The following is a 15,445-nucleotide window of genomic DNA, read 5'->3' as shown; positions in this document are numbered from 1 at the left end:
ATTGAGATTAAAACAATGCCGCCCGCCGGTATTGCGTATTCATGACATCCCCCTTGTTCGATCATGCCAAACGCGTCGCCGGCTCGTATCTGCAGCCGCTGCTGGAAGCCGCCGCCCTGCGCGGCGTGACGGCGCAAGCGCTGGAACACGCAGCCGGCCTGCCGCCTGGCGCACTGGAGCCGTTGCCGGAATCGCTGCCGGCCGACGACTACGTGCGCCTGCTCGACGTCGGCGCCGCACTGGCCAACGATCCGCACTTCGGCCTGCACGTGGGCCAATGCGTCAAGCTGGGCACCTATACCGTGTACGGCCTGATACTCCTGAGCTGCCGTGATTTCGGCCAGGTGTTCGAGCAGACCATGCGCTACGAACAGCTGGCGCATGACCTGGGCCGCTCGGCCATCACCATCGACGACGACCTCGCCCACTACACCTGGCATAGCCACTACGGCAGCGCACACCGCCATCTGGCCGACAGCGTGTTCGCCGGCATCCGCGTGTTCAGCAACTGGCTGGCAGGGATCACGCTGCCCGCCAACCAGCTGACGCTGACGCACGACGGCGGGCCGCCTGCGCTGCGCGAAGAATATGTGAAGGTGCTGGGCGATATGCCGCTATTTAACGCCGAGGCCAACGTCGCCAGCTTCAACGCCATGATGCTGTCATGGCCGGTGCCGAACGCGGACGTCAGCCTGTACCCGGTGCTGCAACAGCACGCGGAACAGCTGCTGCAGCAGCGCGCCAGCAACGCACCGGCCATCACGCAGCAGGTGCATGACGCCATCGTCGCCGGCCTGTCGGGCGGCCAGGTGCGGCTGGCCACCATCGCCGATGCATTGAAACTGTCGCCGCGCACCTTGCAACGCAAATTGAGCGACGCCGGCGCCACCTTTCAGCAGGTGCTGGACCAGGCCCGCTTTGCGCTGGCCAAGCAGTATCTGAAACGGCAGGAACTGAACCTGGTCGATATCGCCTTCCTGCTAGGCTACCAGGAACAGAGCGCGTTCAACCACGCCTTCAAGGAATGGGCCGGGATCAATCCCGGCGCCTGGCGCAGCGGCTAGATGCGCATCCCGCGCACGCGGATAAAGGGACCGATGCAGCGCTGGAGATTGGGCTCCACGCACATCACGAACAGCGTGCCGCTCTGGTTGAATTGCAGGTAGCTGGTCACGGCGCGCCCCGGCTTGGTGATATCGCCACTGCAATCGGGCTTGCCGTTGTCCTTGGTGATGGTGTCGACCTGCTTGTAGAAGCCATTCTTGTCCGGCTGGTCGGAGATGGTGAAGCTGGACTCGGCCACCTCCTCATTGCTGAACACCAGCGTGCTGCCGTCGGCGCGCATGCGGTAAGTTTCGCTGCACGTACTATCGGGCAGCATGATCCGCCAGATGCCGATCAGCGGATGGTCGTGCCGCAGCGGCGCTGCGGCCGCCGGCATCGCCATCGTTGTGGCCACGAGCGCCACCGTCATCGCCAGTATCGTCCATGCCATCCGCATCGCGCGCCTCCTTATTTTTCCGCCGCCGTTTTCATTTTCGCCAGGCCGCTGTCGAACGCCGGCCCGATCATGCTGTCCATGCTGATAAACACATTCATCATCTTGGCCATGAAATCGCTATTGCCGGACATGGTCCAGCGCACGGTGGTGCTGTCGCCGTGCGGCTCCAGCACGAAATCCGTCATCGAGGTCGAACTCACCGGCGTCAGGAAGTCCAGCTTGATGCCCACCTTGGTCGGCGTCAGGCTGACCACTTCCATGCGGCCGGAGCCGACATCCTTGTTGCCCTCCCACGCATACACCGCGCCGAGATCCTTGGGTGCGCCGCTGAAGGTGCGCTTCATGGCCGGGTCCAGTCCCTCCCACGGCGACCACTGCGGCCAGTTGTGGAAATCGCTGATCAGCGGCACGATCTTTTCAGGCGGCGCCTTGATGACGATCGAGCGTTGCACGCTGTACGTCGACGGCTGGATGGCGGCCCAGGCCAGCAGCACCAGCACCAGGACCGATATGCCGATAATGATTTTTTTGAACATGGTTATTCTCCTTTTTATTGTGACCCGATCCTATCATTTTTTGCGCGCCAGCCGCACCGGCAGCGCGTCCGGCGTCATGGTAAAGGTGAAGCACTCGCGCGCGGCCGGCGCCCCCGGCACGCGCTCCAGCGCGAAGTGCCGCACCAGCATCGACATCACCATTTTAATCTCCGCCATGGCCAGATAGCGCCCGGGACAGAAACGCGGCCCGCCGCCGAACGGCAGCAATTTGCGGCCGGGATCATCGCCGTGCGCGGCCGCGCCGTCAAGCCAGCGCTCGGGTAAAAATCGCTCCGGCTGCGGCAAGTCGCACTCGCGTTCCGACGCATGGCGCAGCAGCAGGAAGATCACCGTCCCGGCCGGCACCGCAAGGTCGCCCAGCACCACATCCTGATTCGGCTCGGCCGCCATGAACGGCGCTACCGGCTTCAGACGCATGGCCTCGCGCGTGGCGGCGTCGATGTACTTGAGCTGATCGAGCAGATGATAATCGGTCAGCACCGCGCCGTCGCCCAGCACCTGCTGCGACTCGCCCGCCATGGCCGCAGCGGCGGCGGGATGGTCGGCCAGGAATTCGATCAGCCACGCCGCCGTGTTCGACGTCGTGTCCTCGCCGGCAAACACCATGGTGATGGCGTTGCCCACCACCGCTTCGTCGGTGAAGCCGGAATCCGGCTCGTCGCGCGCCACGATCAGCGCTTCCAGCAGATTGCCCGGCTTGAGCCGCCGCGCCGGATTCTGCGCCAGCCGCTTGCGCGCGTCGGCGATAAAACCAAAAATGGCCTGCTGGATGCGCGCCGAGGCGGCAATCGCCTCATGGTCCTGCGCGCGCTTCAGCACCGGCACGCGCCAGTAGGCAAACGGCGTGGTCAGGCGTCGCGCCACCAGCTTGAACAAAAATTCAATGTCGCGCTGGAGCGGATGCTCCTCCAGCTCCAGCGTGTTGATGTCCTGCCCCATCGCCAGGCCGATGGTCACGTCCAGCGTGTACGCCTTCAGGTCGCGCAGCAGATCAACCGGCTGGCCGGCGGCCAGCGCGCGCTCCCAGCGCAGGCGCAGGCGGTCGGTCATCGCCGCCAGCATCGGAAAAAAATTATGGATCACTTCCGGCGTCAGCGCCCGCATCACCAGCTTGCGCTGGCGGCGCCAGTCTTCGCCTTCGGCGGTGAACAGGCCGCGCGTGCCGATCTCGTTGAGCATCTCCGCCGTGCGGCTGGAGCGGCGCATCATGTCCGGCCGGTCGCGCAGCAGCGCCACGATCAGCTCGCGGTCGGCGGTGGCCAGCATCTGCCTGCGCATGACGCGGAAACGATAGAGCGGGCCGTACTCGCGGCCCCAGCCCTCCAGCACCTGGTGAAACGGCTGCGCGCGGATCTCGCGCACATTGCCCAGCAACGGCCTCGCCTTCGGCCCCGGCAGGTCGGCAAGCTGGCGCAACGGCGCGATGCCCGGCGTGAGTTCCATGGTGGTTTTGCCCATAGCTGTTCTTCTCCGCTACACTATCATCTCCAAATGTTGACGATATACTCACTCGCCGGAGGATGCAAATGCTGTCGCATGTTTATGTGGGGATTAACAACTTTGAACCGGCGCTGGCGTTCTACAGCGCGGTCATGGAAGTGATCGGCGCCCGTCAGCGCTTCGTCGATGCCACCCGGCCGTGGGCCGCGTGGGAACCGGCCGATGCGTCGCGGCCGTTGCTGGTGATCGGCGCGCCGTACGACGGCCAACCGGCTGGCTGCGGCAATGGCCAGATGATCGCGCTGATGGCGACCTCGCGCGCGATGGTGGACCGCGCCTACGCCGCAGCGCGGGCACATGGCGGCGCCTGCGAAGGCGCGCCGGGCCTGCGGCCGCAGTACCACGCCAACTACTACGGCGCCTACTTCCGCGACCCGGACGGGAATAAACTCAGCGTCGTCTGTCACGACGCCTTTCCGGATTAAGCCAGTGCTTCCTTGGCCGCTTCCTCCGGCGTCAGGCCGTCGTAGAACTGGTCGGTGAACCACTCCACCTGCTCTTCGATATGGTCCTGCGCCTCTTGCACCGTGGCGCCGCCCTTCACCAGGAAGCCCTCCACTTCAATGCACCAGTTGATCAGTTCCAGGGTTTCCGGGTCCAGCTCTTCTTTTTTCTTTGCCATGATTGCTCCTTACTTCTCAGGGTACAGCACCACTTGCAGATAGTTGTTGGTATCGAAGTAGCGCTGTGCGGCCTCTTTCAGGTCCGCCGTCGTCAACGCGTTCACGCGCGACTCATAAGCAAGTATATCCTCTGGATTGTTATTATTGAAGAAGGCATTCTGCAGGGAGGCCATCCAGTAGCCATTTTCCCGCAGGCCCTTGCGGTAACCCTTGATCCACGAAGCCTTGACCTTGTTCAGGTCCGCCTCGTCGACGCCGTCCTGCTTGAGCTTCTCGATCTCGGCGAACGTGGCGGCCAGCACCTTGTCCACGTTCTCCGGCGCGCACGGCAGATTGGCGTTGATGGTGTAATTACCATACGGGATGCGGCTCATGCTGCCGCTCATGCCGCCGCTGTACATCGCGCCCATCTTCTCGCGCAACGTTTCAATCAGCTTGATGTTCATCACCTCGACCAGCGCCTGCAAACGCATGCGCGCGGCGCGCGAGTATTCCACCTCGCCGGTAAAGGACAGTGAAATGGTGCTCTTCGGCTCCGAGCCGGCATGGACTTCCTTCTTCACCACGCCCTTGATCGGCCGCACGCCTTCGTCCTTGAAGGCCACCGGAATCTCGCCCACCGGCAGGCTGGCGATGTAGTTGGCGATCAGCGGCTTGATCTTCTGCACGTCGAAGCTGCCGACGATGAAGAAGGTGAAGTCGCGCGCGCTCGACAGGCGGCTGTTGTAGATATCCAGCACGCGGTCCAGTCCCAGCTGGTCAAAGTCCGCCGGACGGGCGGCGCGCAGCACGCGCGGGCTGTTGTTGTACAGCGTCGCCGTCACGGTATCGTAGAACACCGACTCCGGCCGCGCCAGATTATTCTGCGCCAGTTCGCGCTGGCGGTCGACGTAGGCGGTATAGATGGCGGCATCCTTGCGCGGCTGCGTCATCTGCAAGTAGACCAGCTGCAGCATGGCTTCCACGTCCGAACTGCCGGACACGCCGCCCACCGATTCATTGAGCGAACTGACATTGGCAGTGGAGCTGACGCTCTTCCCGGCCAGTACCTTGACCAAGTCATTCGGCGTGTAATTCAACACGCCCATCTGGCCGACGATGCTGCTGGCATACTGCGCGGCGAAGACATCGCTGTCCGGCAGCAGCGACCAGCCGCCGTAGCGCAAGCCGCCCAGGATCACCTGATCGTTATTGAAGTCGGTCGGCTTCAGCACCACCTTCACGCCGTTGCTGAGCGTGAGTTCCGTGGTGCCGATCCTGGCGTTGAACTTTTCGCTGACGATGCTGCCGGCCTTCGGCGGATTGGGCATCAGCTGGGTCGCATAGACCTTGTCTTCCATCGGTTTGACGGTAATCTTCTCGGCCGCGCTGGCGGTGCTAACCAGGTCATCGGCCTTCGGCTGCACGATGCCGGGCTTGTCGATGCCGCTGTAGATCACCAGCTTGCTCTGGTTGTCCGGAATGGCGGCGCGCACGGCGGCGTTGACCTCGTCCACCGAAATACTCGGCAGCAGCTGGTTGACGTAGCGGTATTCGGCGGCGATGCCGGGAATCGATTCATTTTCGAGGAAGTTGCGGATATACTCCGCCGCATAGCCGCCCGAATCGGATTTTTCGCGCTCGTTGTACATGCGCTCGTAGTTGCGCAGCATGCCTTTCTTGGCGCGCTCCACTTCCGACGCGCTAAAGCCGTACTGGCGCGCGCGCTGGTCTTCCTGCACCAGCGCATTGATGGCCGGCGTAACGCCGCCCTTGCCCAGCACCGCGCCAGCGCCGTATGAACGGTAACCGCGCACGATCTTGTTCATGCCACTGCCGCCTTGCAGAAACGGCGGATTGGCCTGCTGCGTCAATTCAAACATGCGCTGGCTGAGGATAAAGCTGTACAAGTTCTCGACCAGCTTCTGGCGATAATCGCCGAAGGTGCGCTCTTCCGGCAGGATCTGGATCGGGTAGCGGATGTACACCGTGTTGGCGCTGACTTCCCTGTCGGTGAAGACAATGCCTTCCGAATCCTGGCGCTCAGGGATGGTGGCGTAAGTGCGCGGACGCGGATGGGCAGGATTCTTCAGGTGCGCGAAGTGCTGCTCGATCAGGCGCTGCGCCGCAGCCGGTTCAATATCGCCGACCACCACCACCGCCATCAGGTCCGGCCGATACCAGTCGCGGTAAAAGCGCTTGATGGCGTCATACTTGAAGCCCTTGATGATGTATTCTTTACCAATCGGCATGCGCTGCGCGTAGCGCGAGCCATTCAGCACCTTGGGCAGCACCACCTTGTTCATGCGGTCATCCACGCCTTTGCCGAGGCGCAGTTCCTCCAGCACGATGCCACGTTCGCTGTCGATATCGGCGTCGTTGAAGGACAGGCCATGGGCCCAGTCTTCCAGCACCTGGAAGCCCTTGTCGACGGTTTCCTGTTTATCAGTCGGTATCGGCAGGATGTAGACCGTTTCGTCGAAGCTGGTATAGGCGTTCAGGTCAGCGCCGAACTTCACGCCGATCGACTGCAGGTAGGACACCAGCTCATTGCGCTTGAAATGCGTGGAGCCGTTGAACGCCATGTGTTCGGTGAAGTGCGCCAGGCCTTGCTGATCCTCGTCTTCCAGGATCGAACCCGCCTTGACCACCAGCCGCAGCTCCAGCTTTTTCTCCGGGCGGCCATTCTGCTGGATGTAGTACGTGAGGCCATTGGCCAATTTGCCAACTTTAACCTGCGGCCCAACCGGAATCGGGTCGCTCAGCTGCGGTGGGGGAAGATCGTCGGCTTGCGCCAGGAAAGAACACGCCAGGATTGCAGCGCCGGACAGGATACGCAGGGTAATCAGCTTCATTCCGAATGCACAAAATCTAAGGGAACGGCTACCTTACACCGAATTCCCCGGTTTAGGCTAAAATCCTGTTGCCTGCCGCTTGGCGGGCAATAACAACGTCTTCGGGGCGGGGTGTAATTCCCCACCGGCGGTAAGGTTCACAACCAAGCCCGCGAGCGCAGAAATGCGCAGATCTGGTGTAATTCCAGGGCCGACGGTTAGAGTCCGGATGAAAGAAGATGTGCGCTTGAACGCATCCTGCTGCCCACTTGTGGCGTGGCTGGCTGCGCGTATTCGCTTGCCCTGTCGCGTTCCTGATTCTTACCAAGGAGCGTATCACCATGCTGGACCACACCGCAGTATCCCCTTATTCCCTTGTTTCCGATGATCTGGAAGGCCGCATCCACGCGGCCCTGGAAGCCATGCGCGCCGGCGTGCCGGTCATTCTGCTGGACGATTTCGACCGCGAGAACGAAGCGGACCTGATCGTCGCGGCAGAAAAAATGACCGTGCAGACCATGGCCATGATGATCCGCGAGTGCAGCGGCATTGTTTGCCTGTGCCTCACCGCCGACCGGGTGCGCGACCTGGAGTTGCCGATGATGGCGGCGAATAACGGCAGCCGTTATGGCACGCCGTTCACCGTGTCGATTGAAGCGCGCGAAGGCGTGACCACCGGCGTCTCGGCGGCGGACCGCGTCACCACCATCCGCGCGGCGACGGCAGCCAACGCCAAGCCGTCGGACCTGGTGCATCCGGGCCACGTATTCCCGCTGCGGGCGACGCCGGGTGGCGTGCTGTCGCGCAAAGGCCATACCGAAGGCTCGGTGGACCTGGCCACCATGGCGGGACTGAATCCGTCGGCGGTGCTGTGCGAATTGATGAACCCAGACGGCACCATGATGCGCGGCGCCGACATCGAACGCTTCGCCGAGCTGCATCAGATGCCGATCCTGACCATCGCCGAAATGATCGAGTGGCGCACCCGCCACGCTGGCTAGCCGTCACATCGAGTGGCGCACCCGCCACACTGGCTAGCCGTCACTCCCGCGCAGGCGGGAGCCCATGCTGCCTATGGATTCCCGCCTGCGCGGGAATGACATGCTTATGCTGGCTTTCCTGTTTTAACGTAGCGGTACACCAGGCACAGCGCGCCTGCGTATGCCGCTGCGATCAGCGTGAACGCCAGCGGCAGCCGCATTCCCCACGCCGGCGCCATATGCATCACCGTCCCCATCATCGCCACGCCCACCAGCGCGCCGATCTGGCGATTGGCGTTCAGCGCCGCAGCCGCACTATTGGCATGCGCCTTGCCCGCCACCAGCATCACCGTCGCCGTCATACCCGGTATCGCAATCCCGATCGCCACATTCATCAGCACCGCCGCCGTCACCAGCTGCCAGTATGGCGAATCCGGACGCAAGCCAAACAGCATCACCAGCGCCATGCCCAGTCCAACCAGCAGGCCATACATCATCGGCGGCCGCGTGCCCACCCGCGCCGTAATCCGGCCCGAGGTCAGGTTACCAATCGCGAAAGCCGCCATCATCGGAATCAGCTTCACGCCCGTTTGCAGTGCATCCGCCCCGCCCTGCTGGATAAATAAACTCAGCAAGAACAACTGGCCGAACACCGCAAAATTAATCAGGAAGCCCACGCCATTGGCCGCCGCAAACGCCGGTGTCTCAAACAAGGCCCTGGGCAGCAAGGGATGCGCGCCACCCCGTTCCCGCCGCACTAGTAGCGCAGCCGCCGCCAGCGCCACCGCCGCAGCCATCAATACCGCCGACGAAGTCCAGCCCAGCGCCGGCCCCTCGATCAGCACAAAACTCAGCGCCGCCAGCGTCACCACACCCAGTGCGTGACTCAGGATCGACAGATCACGCGCATGGCGCGCCGTAGCTGGCGCCAGCATCTGCGTCAGAACAATCCCCACCACACCGATCGGCACATTCACCCAGAACACGCTGCGCCAGCCAAATTCGTGCACCAGCAGCCCGCCCACCAGCGGCCCCGCCGCCGACGAACAGCCGACAATCGCCGACCACGTCCCCAGCATGCGCGCCCGCGTGGCCTGATCCTCATACGCATGCGTCAGCAAGCTCAAAGAACTGGGCATGAACAGCGCCGCCCCCACGCCCTGCAACAGGCGCGCCGCAATCAGCGCATGACCGGTCGGCGACACCGCGCACAGCACCGAACCGAGGATGAACACACTCAAGCCGCCCTGATACACGGTCTTGGGGCCGAAGCGGTCGGCCAGCGCGCCGCCCGCCATCAGCAGCGCGGCGAAGGTCAGCGTGTAGCCGTCCACCACCCACACCAGGCCAGTCAGCGGTACCGCCAGGCTCACGGAAATGTCGGACAACGCCGTGTTGACGGCGGTGACGTCGATCATCGCCATCACAAAGCCGATGGCCAGCGTCATCAGCATCAATAAGGGAGGTACCTGGCGGGCTGGCGCCGCAGTGGAAATGGAAGTATTCATGCCCGCATGGTAGGCCGCTTGCGTGATGCAGTAAATACGCATAACATCAGCACTCTGATGCAAAAATGCATCATGGAGAACACCATGGACTGGGACAACGCCCGCATTTTCCTCGCCATCTACCGCAAAGGCACCTTGCGCGCCGCCGCTGCGCAGTTGGACATCGACCAGGCCACCGTCGGCCGCCGCCTTAACGCGCTGGAAAAGTCGCTCGGCGCGCGGCTGTTCCTGCGCACGCCGTCCGGCTATCTGGCCACGCCGGCCGGCGAACTGGCCGTCACGGCCGCCGAAAAGATGGAACAGGCGGCGCTGCAATTCCAGCGCGAGATGCAGGGCATCGACAACCGCCTGTCCGGCAGCGTACGCGTGACCACCTCCGACACCATGGCCGCCCATTTCGTCATCGCCGCCATGCAGCGGCTGCACGTGATGCATCCCGAAATCCGCATCGTGCTCAGTACCAGCACCGAAATCACCAGCCTGACGCGGCGCGAGGCCGACCTGGCGGTGCGCACCCTCAAGCCCACCAGCCCGGACCTGATCTCGCGCCACCTGACCCGCCGCAGCATGGGCTTGTATGCCACGCCGGACTACCTGAAGGAGCGCGGCATGCCAGTGCCGGGCAACGGCCTGGCCGGGCATGACATCGTCATCTACCAGGCCTCGGTGGCGCCGCGCCATCAGGAAAAGATCTGCCTGGAGCCGGTGCACAGCGCCCGCGTGGCGATAGAGGTCAACAGCGGCCTGGCGCTGCTGGAAGCGGCGCGGCTGGGCATGGGCGTGACCGAGCTGCCCTGTCACATGGCCGACGACGACCCGCGCCTGGTGCGGGTGTGGCCGGAGCGGGTCGACCAGTACGATGTGTGGCTGGTGACCCACAGCGATTTAAGCCGCAGCGCCCGCGTGCGCGCCGTGGCCGACGCCATCATCGACACCTTCCCGGAAAAGTAACGTACACCGGTTTGACGGCCTGCGGTGCTAATATGCCAACATGAGTCCACAAGCATCACTTCCCAACCTTCTGCAACGGCTGCACCTCGGCGCGGTCGCGTGGCTGCACAGCTGGTGGCGGCTGCTGCACTTCGCGGTGCTGATGTTCTCGGTGGCGCTGACGCCATCCAGCTATGGCCGCGACAAACGGCCGGTGCTGGCCGCCCATCTGGTGGCGGACACCGCCCCCAACCTGGCCTGGTACGGCGTGATGTCGGCGCTGGTCAGTTTGGTGTTGATCCGCATCGTGGTGGTCACCTCGCTGAGCTACGGCCTGTCGCGCTTTGCGCTGGAGATGGTGGTGCGCGTACTGGTGCTGGAGCTGATCCCGCTGACCGCCGCCGCCTTCGTGGCGCTGCGCACCACGCTGCCGGCCGGGCTGGAATTCTCGCAAGGCCGCAGCGCCGACCGCCAGGTGACCGAGCAGGAACTGCACAACGACTTCTTCCCGCGCGTGGCGGCCGGCATTTTCGCCGTGTGGATGCTGGCGGCGGTCAGCTGCGTGCTGACGCTGATCCTGGCCTACCTATCGCTGTACGGCTTCACGCCGTGGGCGCTGACCGGCTACACGCGCGTGGTCGGGCAGGTCTTCAATCCCGCCGTGACGCTGATCCTGGTGCTGAAGATCGTCTTCTTCAGCCTTGCCGTCGGCCTGATCCCGATGGCGTCCTCGTTCTACTTCGGCGCCAGCTACCGCAACAAGGTCACGCACGGCCTGTCGGACATGGTGCGGCTGTTTGCCGTGATCCTGCTGATCGAAATCGCCTCGCTCATGGGTAACTACTACTAAAACTATGACAGAACCAATCAACCAAGCCGCCCCCGTGCGCAATGCTGAATTCAAGGCCGCCCTGCTGCTGGTGCTGATGGCGGTACTGGTGCTCGGCTCCGCCCTGTACCTGCTGTACGCGCGCGGCGCGTTCGAATCGACACAGACGCTGATCCTGCAAGCCGAGGACTCGGAAGGCGTCAGCGTCGGCATGGACGTGACCTTCGCCGGCTTCCCCATCGGCCGCGTGCGGCGCATAGAACTGAGCAAGGAAGGCAAGGCGCGGCTGGTGGTCGATGTGCCGCGCGACGACGCCCACTGGCTGCGCAGTTCCAGCATCTTTACGCTGGAACGGGCGATTGTGGGCGGCGCCAAGCTGCGCGCCTTCAGCGGCATTCCCACCGATCCGCCGCTGGAAGACGGCGCCACCCGCTCGCTGCTGGTCGGCGATGCGGCGGCCGAAATTCCGCGCCTGCTGTCGGCCGCCAAGGACCTGCTGCAAAACCTGAACGACCTGACGGCGGAAAATTCCGCGCTGGCCGCCAGCCTGGCCAACGTGGCCGGCGTTACCGGCAAGCTGAATGGCCCGCACGGCGCCATGGGCCTGATCGCCGGCGACGACAAGAACGCGCAGCGGCTGACCGAACGCGCCAACAAGCTGCTGACCACCGTGAACGCGCTGACGCTGAAAGCCGATAGCCTGATCGGCCACGCCGACGAACGCGTCTTCGGCCAGCAAGGCGTGCTGACGGATGCCCAGGCCACCATCGTCCAGCTCAACGGCCTGCTGGCCGATGCGCGCAACTCGCTGAAGAAAATGGACGCGGTACTGGTGGAAGCGCAGGCGGTGGCGTCCAACACCAAGGAAGCCACGGCCGATCTGGGCACGTTGCGCGGCGAAGTGGAAAGCAGCTTGCGGCGCGTCGAGCAGCTGGTCAATGAAATCAACCGCAAATGGCCGTTCAAGCGCGATACGGAGATCAAGCTGCCATGAAGAAGAGCATCGTCATCACCACCCTATTATTAGCCGCCTGCGGCAACAACCCGACCGTGCCCGACTGGCAAATGAACGCCAAAAATGGCATCGACCGCGCCACCGCCGCCTACATGGAGGGCAACACCCGCGTGGAAGCGGCCGAATACAAGCGCGCCCGCGAAGCCTTGTCCAGCACCGGCAAGGTCGATCTGATCATCCGCGCCGAACTGACGCAATGCGCTGCCCGCGTGGCCGCGCTGGTATTCGAGGACTGCGCCGGCTTCGACAAACTGGCGCAAGACGCCAGCCCCGCCGACCGCGCCTATGCCGCCTATCTGGCCGGACGCGCCACCGCCAGCGACGCCGCCCTGCTGCCCGCGCAACATCAGCCGGTGGCCGCAGCAACGAGCGATGCAGCCGCCGCCAGCGCGGTGCAGGCCATCACCGATCCTTTATCGAAGCTGGTCGCCAGCGGCGTGCTGCTACGCGCCGGCAAAGCCAGCCCGCCGGTGCTGGCGGACGCCGTGGACACCGCGTCCACCCAGGGCTGGCGCCGGCCGCTGCTGGCCTGGCTGGGCGTACAGGCTATGCGCGCAGAACAAGCCGGCGACAGCGCCGAAGCCCAACGCATCAAACGCCGCATCGACCTGATTACCGCCAAATGACCACCGCCACCATCGCCACCACGGCCATACCGCAACACACTGAAATCGCCCAGCACCTGCGCGGCGCGGACTTTCACGATTGCTATCAGATAGACATCGCGCCGACCTCCGAGTCCGCGCTGGCGCTTTATCTGAAAGTGGTGGCCGCCACGCCGCGCTGGGTGAACGCCATGATGACGCTGCGTAACCGCATCGTGCAGCTGGTGGGCCTGAAAAACCTGGGCGCACTGGGCGACACCGATAGCGCCAAGCCGGCCAGCGCCTACCGAGTGGGCGACCGTGTCGGCATCTTCTCCATTGTCTACCTTAGCGACCAGGAAGTCATCCTTGGCGACTCCGACAAGCACCTGAACGTGGAAGTCTCGGTCTGCAAGCTGACCGACAAGGTGGCCGTCAGCACGGTGGTGCACACCCGTAATGCGCTGGGCCGCATCTACATGCTGTTCGTAGCGCCGGCCCACCGCCGCATTGTGCCGGCCACGCTGAGGAACGCCCGCTTCCTGTAAAATCCCCGCTTCCAACGAATCGAGGACTTACATGGCTTATAACCTTGCCCGGCCGCTGCGCGGGCTGTTCAACGTGCTGGCACTGTCTTGCGCGATGCTGGGTGTTCCTGCGCAGGCGGCCGCGCCGCAAAAAGTCATCGTCGACATGGACATCGGCGACGACATCGACGACGCCTTCGCCCTCGGCCTGCTGCTGCAAAGCCCGGAGATCGAGATCGTCGGCATCACTACTGCCTGGGGCGACACCGCATTGCGCGCGCAACTGCTGGAACGCATGCTGCGCGAAACAGGCCACAGCCAGATCCCGGTCGCACAAGGCGTCCGCACCACCAACAACCCGCAGCCCTTCACGCAAGCCCGCTACGCGCAGCGCGGCAAAGCGCTGCCGCCGGTGGACGCCATCGGTTTCATGCTGGATCAGATCAAGCGCCAGCCCGGCCAGATCACATTGCTGGCCCTCGGCCCGCTGACCAACATCGGCGCCGCCATCGAGCGCGACGCCGCCACCTTCGGCAAACTCAAACAAGTGGTCATGATGGGCGGTTCGGTGCGCAGCGGCTATCGCAAATCGCAATACGTGCCATCACGCCCGGCCGACAAGGAATACAACATCGTCTCCGACATCGCCGGCGCGCAAAAGCTGTTCACCGCCGGCGTGCCGATCGTGATGATGCCGGTCGACTCCACCCAAATCCGCCTGGATGAAGTGGAACGCAACGCCCTGCTCGGCCACGGCTCGGCGGTCACCGACCAACTGGCGCTGCTCTACCATCAATGGATCGATGCTTACCAGCCGTGGTCCAGCAATATGCCATCTCTGTTTGACGTGGTGCCGGTGGCGTGGCTGCTCGATCCCGCTGTCTGCCACCTAACGCCGCTGCATATCGTGGTGGACAAGGATGGCTACACCCGCGAACAGGCGGGCAAGCCGAATGCGCAGGTATGCCTTGCATCTGACCAGAAGCGATTCTTCGAGATCTTTATGCCACGACTGTTGAAGGATTAAGCCATGGCGCTCGTCTATTCCACCGAAACGGGCCGCATGTGCCCTGACTGCCGCAAGCCGCTGACCGACTGCGACTGCAAGAGCGCCGCCAAGGCCAAACCGGCCGGCGACGGCAATGTGCGCGTGTCGCGCGAATCCAAGGGACGCGGCGGCAAGACCGTCACGCTGGTGCGCGGCCTGCCGCTGGATGCCGACGCGCTGGCAGCATTGGGCAAGCAGCTGCGCAGCGCCTGCGGTTCCGGCGGCACCGTCAAGGACGGCGTGCTCGAAATCCAGGGCGACCATTGCGAACGCGTGCTGGCCGAACTGACTAAACTCGGCCACAAGCCCAAACGCGTGGGCGGTTAGCCAGCAGCCTGTCGTGATTGCGCGCGCTGGACCGACAGGTAGATATTGTCGCGCTCCAGCGCCTTGCCCTCGGCCACTGTGGCGATCCATGCATCGGTGCTGGCCACGGCGGCAAAGCCGGAATGGAACACCGTGCTGAATACGCGGTGTATCTCTTCCGCGCTGGCCTTGCCGGCCGCGTTTTCGTAGGACGGCGAACCGCTGGCGTCGGCCAGGAATTCCACCGTCAATCCTTTGTGCGCCGCCTCGTAGATGGTGGCGGCGTCGCAGTTATGCGTCATGTAACCAACGATGGTCAGCGTGTCGACCTCATGCTCCGCCAGCCACGCCGCAAGACCGGTGCCAGTGAACACGCTGGCATAGGTTTTGTTGACACGGTAGCTGGCCGCGCGCTTCGCCACCTCGTCATGCAGCTGCCAGCCCGGCGATCCCTTGGCGAAAATCGGCGACTGCTCCGGCGCGTCGTGCTGCACCACCACCACCGGGATATCGGCGGCGCGGGCAGCATCCATCGCCCGCGTGATGTTCGGCAGCGTCACATCCACCGGCGGATATTCAATCTTCATATTGCCGCTGAAGTATTCGTTTTGCACATCAATGACGATCAAGGCTCGGCGCATCATATTCTCCGGTTGGTTAATGAGCCTATTTTGCGCCTTGCAGCGCCGCGCCAACAGCGGCCCGAAGGCATACATACGATATA

17 protein-coding genes and 1 riboswitch are annotated in these 15,445 nt (G+C 63.7%); of the genes, 10 read left to right on the top strand and 7 right to left on the bottom strand.

Annotated features, from left to right (window positions below):
• Nucleotides 1–41: 41 nt before the first annotated feature.
• Complete coding sequence (locus tag GTP55_RS23605) at nucleotides 42–1,064, top strand: AraC family transcriptional regulator (RefSeq protein WP_161047253.1); 1,023 nt, start codon at nucleotides 42–44, stop codon at nucleotides 1,062–1,064.
• On the opposite strand, the gene GTP55_RS23600 is transcribed toward GTP55_RS23605, so the two are convergent.
• From GTP55_RS23600 to GTP55_RS23590, 3 genes are read right to left on the bottom strand one after another with little or no spacing between them, the layout of a single operon-like run.
• Nucleotides 1,061–1,501 (bottom strand): hypothetical protein, encoded by a 441-nt coding sequence (locus tag GTP55_RS23600; RefSeq protein WP_161047252.1) that lies wholly within the window; start codon nucleotides 1,499–1,501, stop codon nucleotides 1,061–1,063. The two genes, GTP55_RS23605 and GTP55_RS23600, sit on opposite strands and share 4 nt — an antisense overlap.
• 11 nt (nucleotides 1,502–1,512) lie before the next feature.
• Nucleotides 1,513–2,037 carry an SRPBCC family protein gene (locus GTP55_RS23595; RefSeq protein ID WP_161047251.1) on the bottom strand — a complete coding sequence of 175 codons (525 nt, stop codon included), beginning with the start codon at nucleotides 2,035–2,037 and terminating at the stop codon, nucleotides 1,513–1,515.
• Between the two features lie 33 nt (nucleotides 2,038–2,070).
• Nucleotides 2,071–3,516 carry a cytochrome P450 gene (locus tag GTP55_RS23590; protein ID WP_229258131.1) on the bottom strand — a complete coding sequence of 482 codons (1,446 nt, stop codon included), beginning with the start codon at nucleotides 3,514–3,516 and terminating at the stop codon, nucleotides 2,071–2,073.
• A 68-nt stretch (nucleotides 3,517–3,584) separates the two neighbouring features.
• Here GTP55_RS23590 and GTP55_RS23585 point away from each other — a divergent pair, with 68 nt between their 5' ends.
• Nucleotides 3,585–3,983, top strand: coding sequence for a VOC family protein (locus GTP55_RS23585; RefSeq protein ID WP_161047250.1), 399 nt, complete (start codon nucleotides 3,585–3,587; stop codon nucleotides 3,981–3,983).
• On the opposite strand, the gene GTP55_RS23580 is transcribed toward GTP55_RS23585, so the two are convergent.
• On the bottom strand, nucleotides 3,980–4,180 hold the full coding sequence (locus GTP55_RS23580; RefSeq protein ID WP_110848843.1) for a hypothetical protein: 201 nt from the start codon (nucleotides 4,178–4,180) through the stop codon (nucleotides 3,980–3,982). The two genes, GTP55_RS23585 and GTP55_RS23580, sit on opposite strands and share 4 nt — an antisense overlap.
• Nucleotides 4,181–4,189: 9 nt before the next feature.
• A complete protein-coding gene (locus tag GTP55_RS23575; RefSeq protein WP_161047249.1) occupies nucleotides 4,190–7,015 on the bottom strand; it encodes a M16 family metallopeptidase in 2,826 nt (941 codons plus the stop codon).
• 93 nt (nucleotides 7,016–7,108) lie between these two features.
• A riboswitch (FMN riboswitch) is annotated at nucleotides 7,109–7,239 on the top strand.
• A 96-nt stretch (nucleotides 7,240–7,335) separates the two neighbouring features.
• On the opposite strand from GTP55_RS23575, the gene ribB reads away from it, so the two are divergent.
• A complete protein-coding gene (gene ribB, locus GTP55_RS23570; protein WP_161047248.1) occupies nucleotides 7,336–7,995 on the top strand; it encodes a 3,4-dihydroxy-2-butanone-4-phosphate synthase in 660 nt (219 codons plus the stop codon).
• 104 nt (nucleotides 7,996–8,099) lie between these two features.
• Here the strand turns inward: ribB and GTP55_RS23565 are convergent, their stop codons facing one another.
• Nucleotides 8,100–9,482 (bottom strand): MFS transporter, encoded by a 1,383-nt coding sequence (locus GTP55_RS23565; protein WP_161047247.1) that lies wholly within the window; start codon nucleotides 9,480–9,482, stop codon nucleotides 8,100–8,102.
• 84 nt (nucleotides 9,483–9,566) lie between these two features.
• Here GTP55_RS23565 and GTP55_RS23560 point away from each other — a divergent pair, with 84 nt between their 5' ends.
• Genes GTP55_RS23560 through GTP55_RS23530 form a run of 7 tightly spaced genes read left to right on the top strand, consistent with a single transcriptional unit; the run spans nucleotide 9,567 to nucleotide 14,742 of the window.
• On the top strand, nucleotides 9,567–10,433 hold the full coding sequence (locus GTP55_RS23560) for a LysR family transcriptional regulator (RefSeq protein ID WP_161047273.1): 867 nt from the start codon (nucleotides 9,567–9,569) through the stop codon (nucleotides 10,431–10,433).
• A 40-nt stretch (nucleotides 10,434–10,473) separates the two neighbouring features.
• Nucleotides 10,474–11,262 carry an MlaE family ABC transporter permease gene (locus tag GTP55_RS23555; RefSeq protein ID WP_161047246.1) on the top strand — a complete coding sequence of 263 codons (789 nt, stop codon included), beginning with the start codon at nucleotides 10,474–10,476 and terminating at the stop codon, nucleotides 11,260–11,262.
• A gap of 4 nt (nucleotides 11,263–11,266) precedes the next feature.
• Nucleotides 11,267–12,235 carry an MlaD family protein gene (locus GTP55_RS23550; RefSeq protein WP_161047245.1) on the top strand — a complete coding sequence of 323 codons (969 nt, stop codon included), beginning with the start codon at nucleotides 11,267–11,269 and terminating at the stop codon, nucleotides 12,233–12,235.
• Nucleotides 12,232–12,882 (top strand): hypothetical protein, encoded by a 651-nt coding sequence (locus tag GTP55_RS23545; protein ID WP_161047244.1) that lies wholly within the window; start codon nucleotides 12,232–12,234, stop codon nucleotides 12,880–12,882. Before GTP55_RS23550 ends, GTP55_RS23545 begins: the two co-directional genes overlap by 4 nt.
• Nucleotides 12,879–13,388, top strand: a complete 510-nt coding sequence (locus tag GTP55_RS23540) for a DUF2867 domain-containing protein (protein ID WP_161047243.1) — start codon at nucleotides 12,879–12,881, stop codon at nucleotides 13,386–13,388. Before GTP55_RS23545 ends, GTP55_RS23540 begins: the two co-directional genes overlap by 4 nt.
• A gap of 31 nt (nucleotides 13,389–13,419) precedes the next feature.
• Complete coding sequence (locus GTP55_RS23535) at nucleotides 13,420–14,394, top strand: nucleoside hydrolase (protein WP_202423839.1); 975 nt, start codon at nucleotides 13,420–13,422, stop codon at nucleotides 14,392–14,394.
• Between the two features lie 3 nt (nucleotides 14,395–14,397).
• Nucleotides 14,398–14,742 (top strand): translation initiation factor Sui1, encoded by a 345-nt coding sequence (locus GTP55_RS23530; RefSeq protein ID WP_161047242.1) that lies wholly within the window; start codon nucleotides 14,398–14,400, stop codon nucleotides 14,740–14,742.
• Here the strand turns inward: GTP55_RS23530 and GTP55_RS23525 are convergent.
• Nucleotides 14,739–15,365: a cysteine hydrolase family protein gene (locus GTP55_RS23525; protein ID WP_161047241.1), complete on the bottom strand. Its 627-nt coding sequence runs from the start codon at nucleotides 15,363–15,365 to the stop codon at nucleotides 14,739–14,741. The genes GTP55_RS23530 and GTP55_RS23525 overlap by 4 nt on opposite strands.
• Nucleotides 15,366–15,445: the final 80 nt, after the last annotated feature.

Source organism: Duganella margarita, from assembly GCF_009857535.1.
GTDB classification, from domain to species: Bacteria; Pseudomonadota; Gammaproteobacteria; order Burkholderiales; family Burkholderiaceae_D; genus Rugamonas; species Rugamonas margarita.
This window is presented reverse-complemented; position numbering and strand designations above follow the sequence as displayed.

Bases quoted from the DNA above. Each gene is read 5' to 3' on its own strand.
- GTP55_RS23605 (WP_161047253.1), top strand. From the start codon at position 42: ATGACATCCCCCTTGTTCGATCATGCCAAACGCGTCGCCGGCTCGTAT.
- GTP55_RS23600 (WP_161047252.1), bottom strand. From the start codon at position 1,501: ATGCGGATGGCATGGACGATACTGGCGATGACGGTGGCGCTCGTGGCC.
- GTP55_RS23595 (WP_161047251.1), bottom strand. From the start codon at position 2,037: ATGTTCAAAAAAATCATTATCGGCATATCGGTCCTGGTGCTGGTGCTG.
- GTP55_RS23590 (WP_229258131.1), bottom strand. From the start codon at position 3,516: ATGGGCAAAACCACCATGGAACTCACGCCGGGCATCGCGCCGTTGCGC.
- GTP55_RS23585 (WP_161047250.1), top strand. From the start codon at position 3,585: ATGCTGTCGCATGTTTATGTGGGGATTAACAACTTTGAACCGGCGCTG.
- GTP55_RS23580 (WP_110848843.1), bottom strand. From the start codon at position 4,180: ATGGCAAAGAAAAAAGAAGAGCTGGACCCGGAAACCCTGGAACTGATC.
- GTP55_RS23575 (WP_161047249.1), bottom strand. From the start codon at position 7,015: ATGAAGCTGATTACCCTGCGTATCCTGTCCGGCGCTGCAATCCTGGCG.
- ribB (WP_161047248.1), top strand. From the start codon at position 7,336: ATGCTGGACCACACCGCAGTATCCCCTTATTCCCTTGTTTCCGATGAT.
- GTP55_RS23565 (WP_161047247.1), bottom strand. From the start codon at position 9,482: ATGAATACTTCCATTTCCACTGCGGCGCCAGCCCGCCAGGTACCTCCC.
- GTP55_RS23560 (WP_161047273.1), top strand. From the start codon at position 9,567: ATGGACTGGGACAACGCCCGCATTTTCCTCGCCATCTACCGCAAAGGC.
- GTP55_RS23555 (WP_161047246.1), top strand. From the start codon at position 10,474: ATGAGTCCACAAGCATCACTTCCCAACCTTCTGCAACGGCTGCACCTC.
- GTP55_RS23550 (WP_161047245.1), top strand. From the start codon at position 11,267: ATGACAGAACCAATCAACCAAGCCGCCCCCGTGCGCAATGCTGAATTC.
- GTP55_RS23545 (WP_161047244.1), top strand. From the start codon at position 12,232: ATGAAGAAGAGCATCGTCATCACCACCCTATTATTAGCCGCCTGCGGC.
- GTP55_RS23540 (WP_161047243.1), top strand. From the start codon at position 12,879: ATGACCACCGCCACCATCGCCACCACGGCCATACCGCAACACACTGAA.
- GTP55_RS23535 (WP_202423839.1), top strand. From the start codon at position 13,420: ATGGCTTATAACCTTGCCCGGCCGCTGCGCGGGCTGTTCAACGTGCTG.
- GTP55_RS23530 (WP_161047242.1), top strand. From the start codon at position 14,398: ATGGCGCTCGTCTATTCCACCGAAACGGGCCGCATGTGCCCTGACTGC.
- GTP55_RS23525 (WP_161047241.1), bottom strand. From the start codon at position 15,365: ATGATGCGCCGAGCCTTGATCGTCATTGATGTGCAAAACGAATACTTC.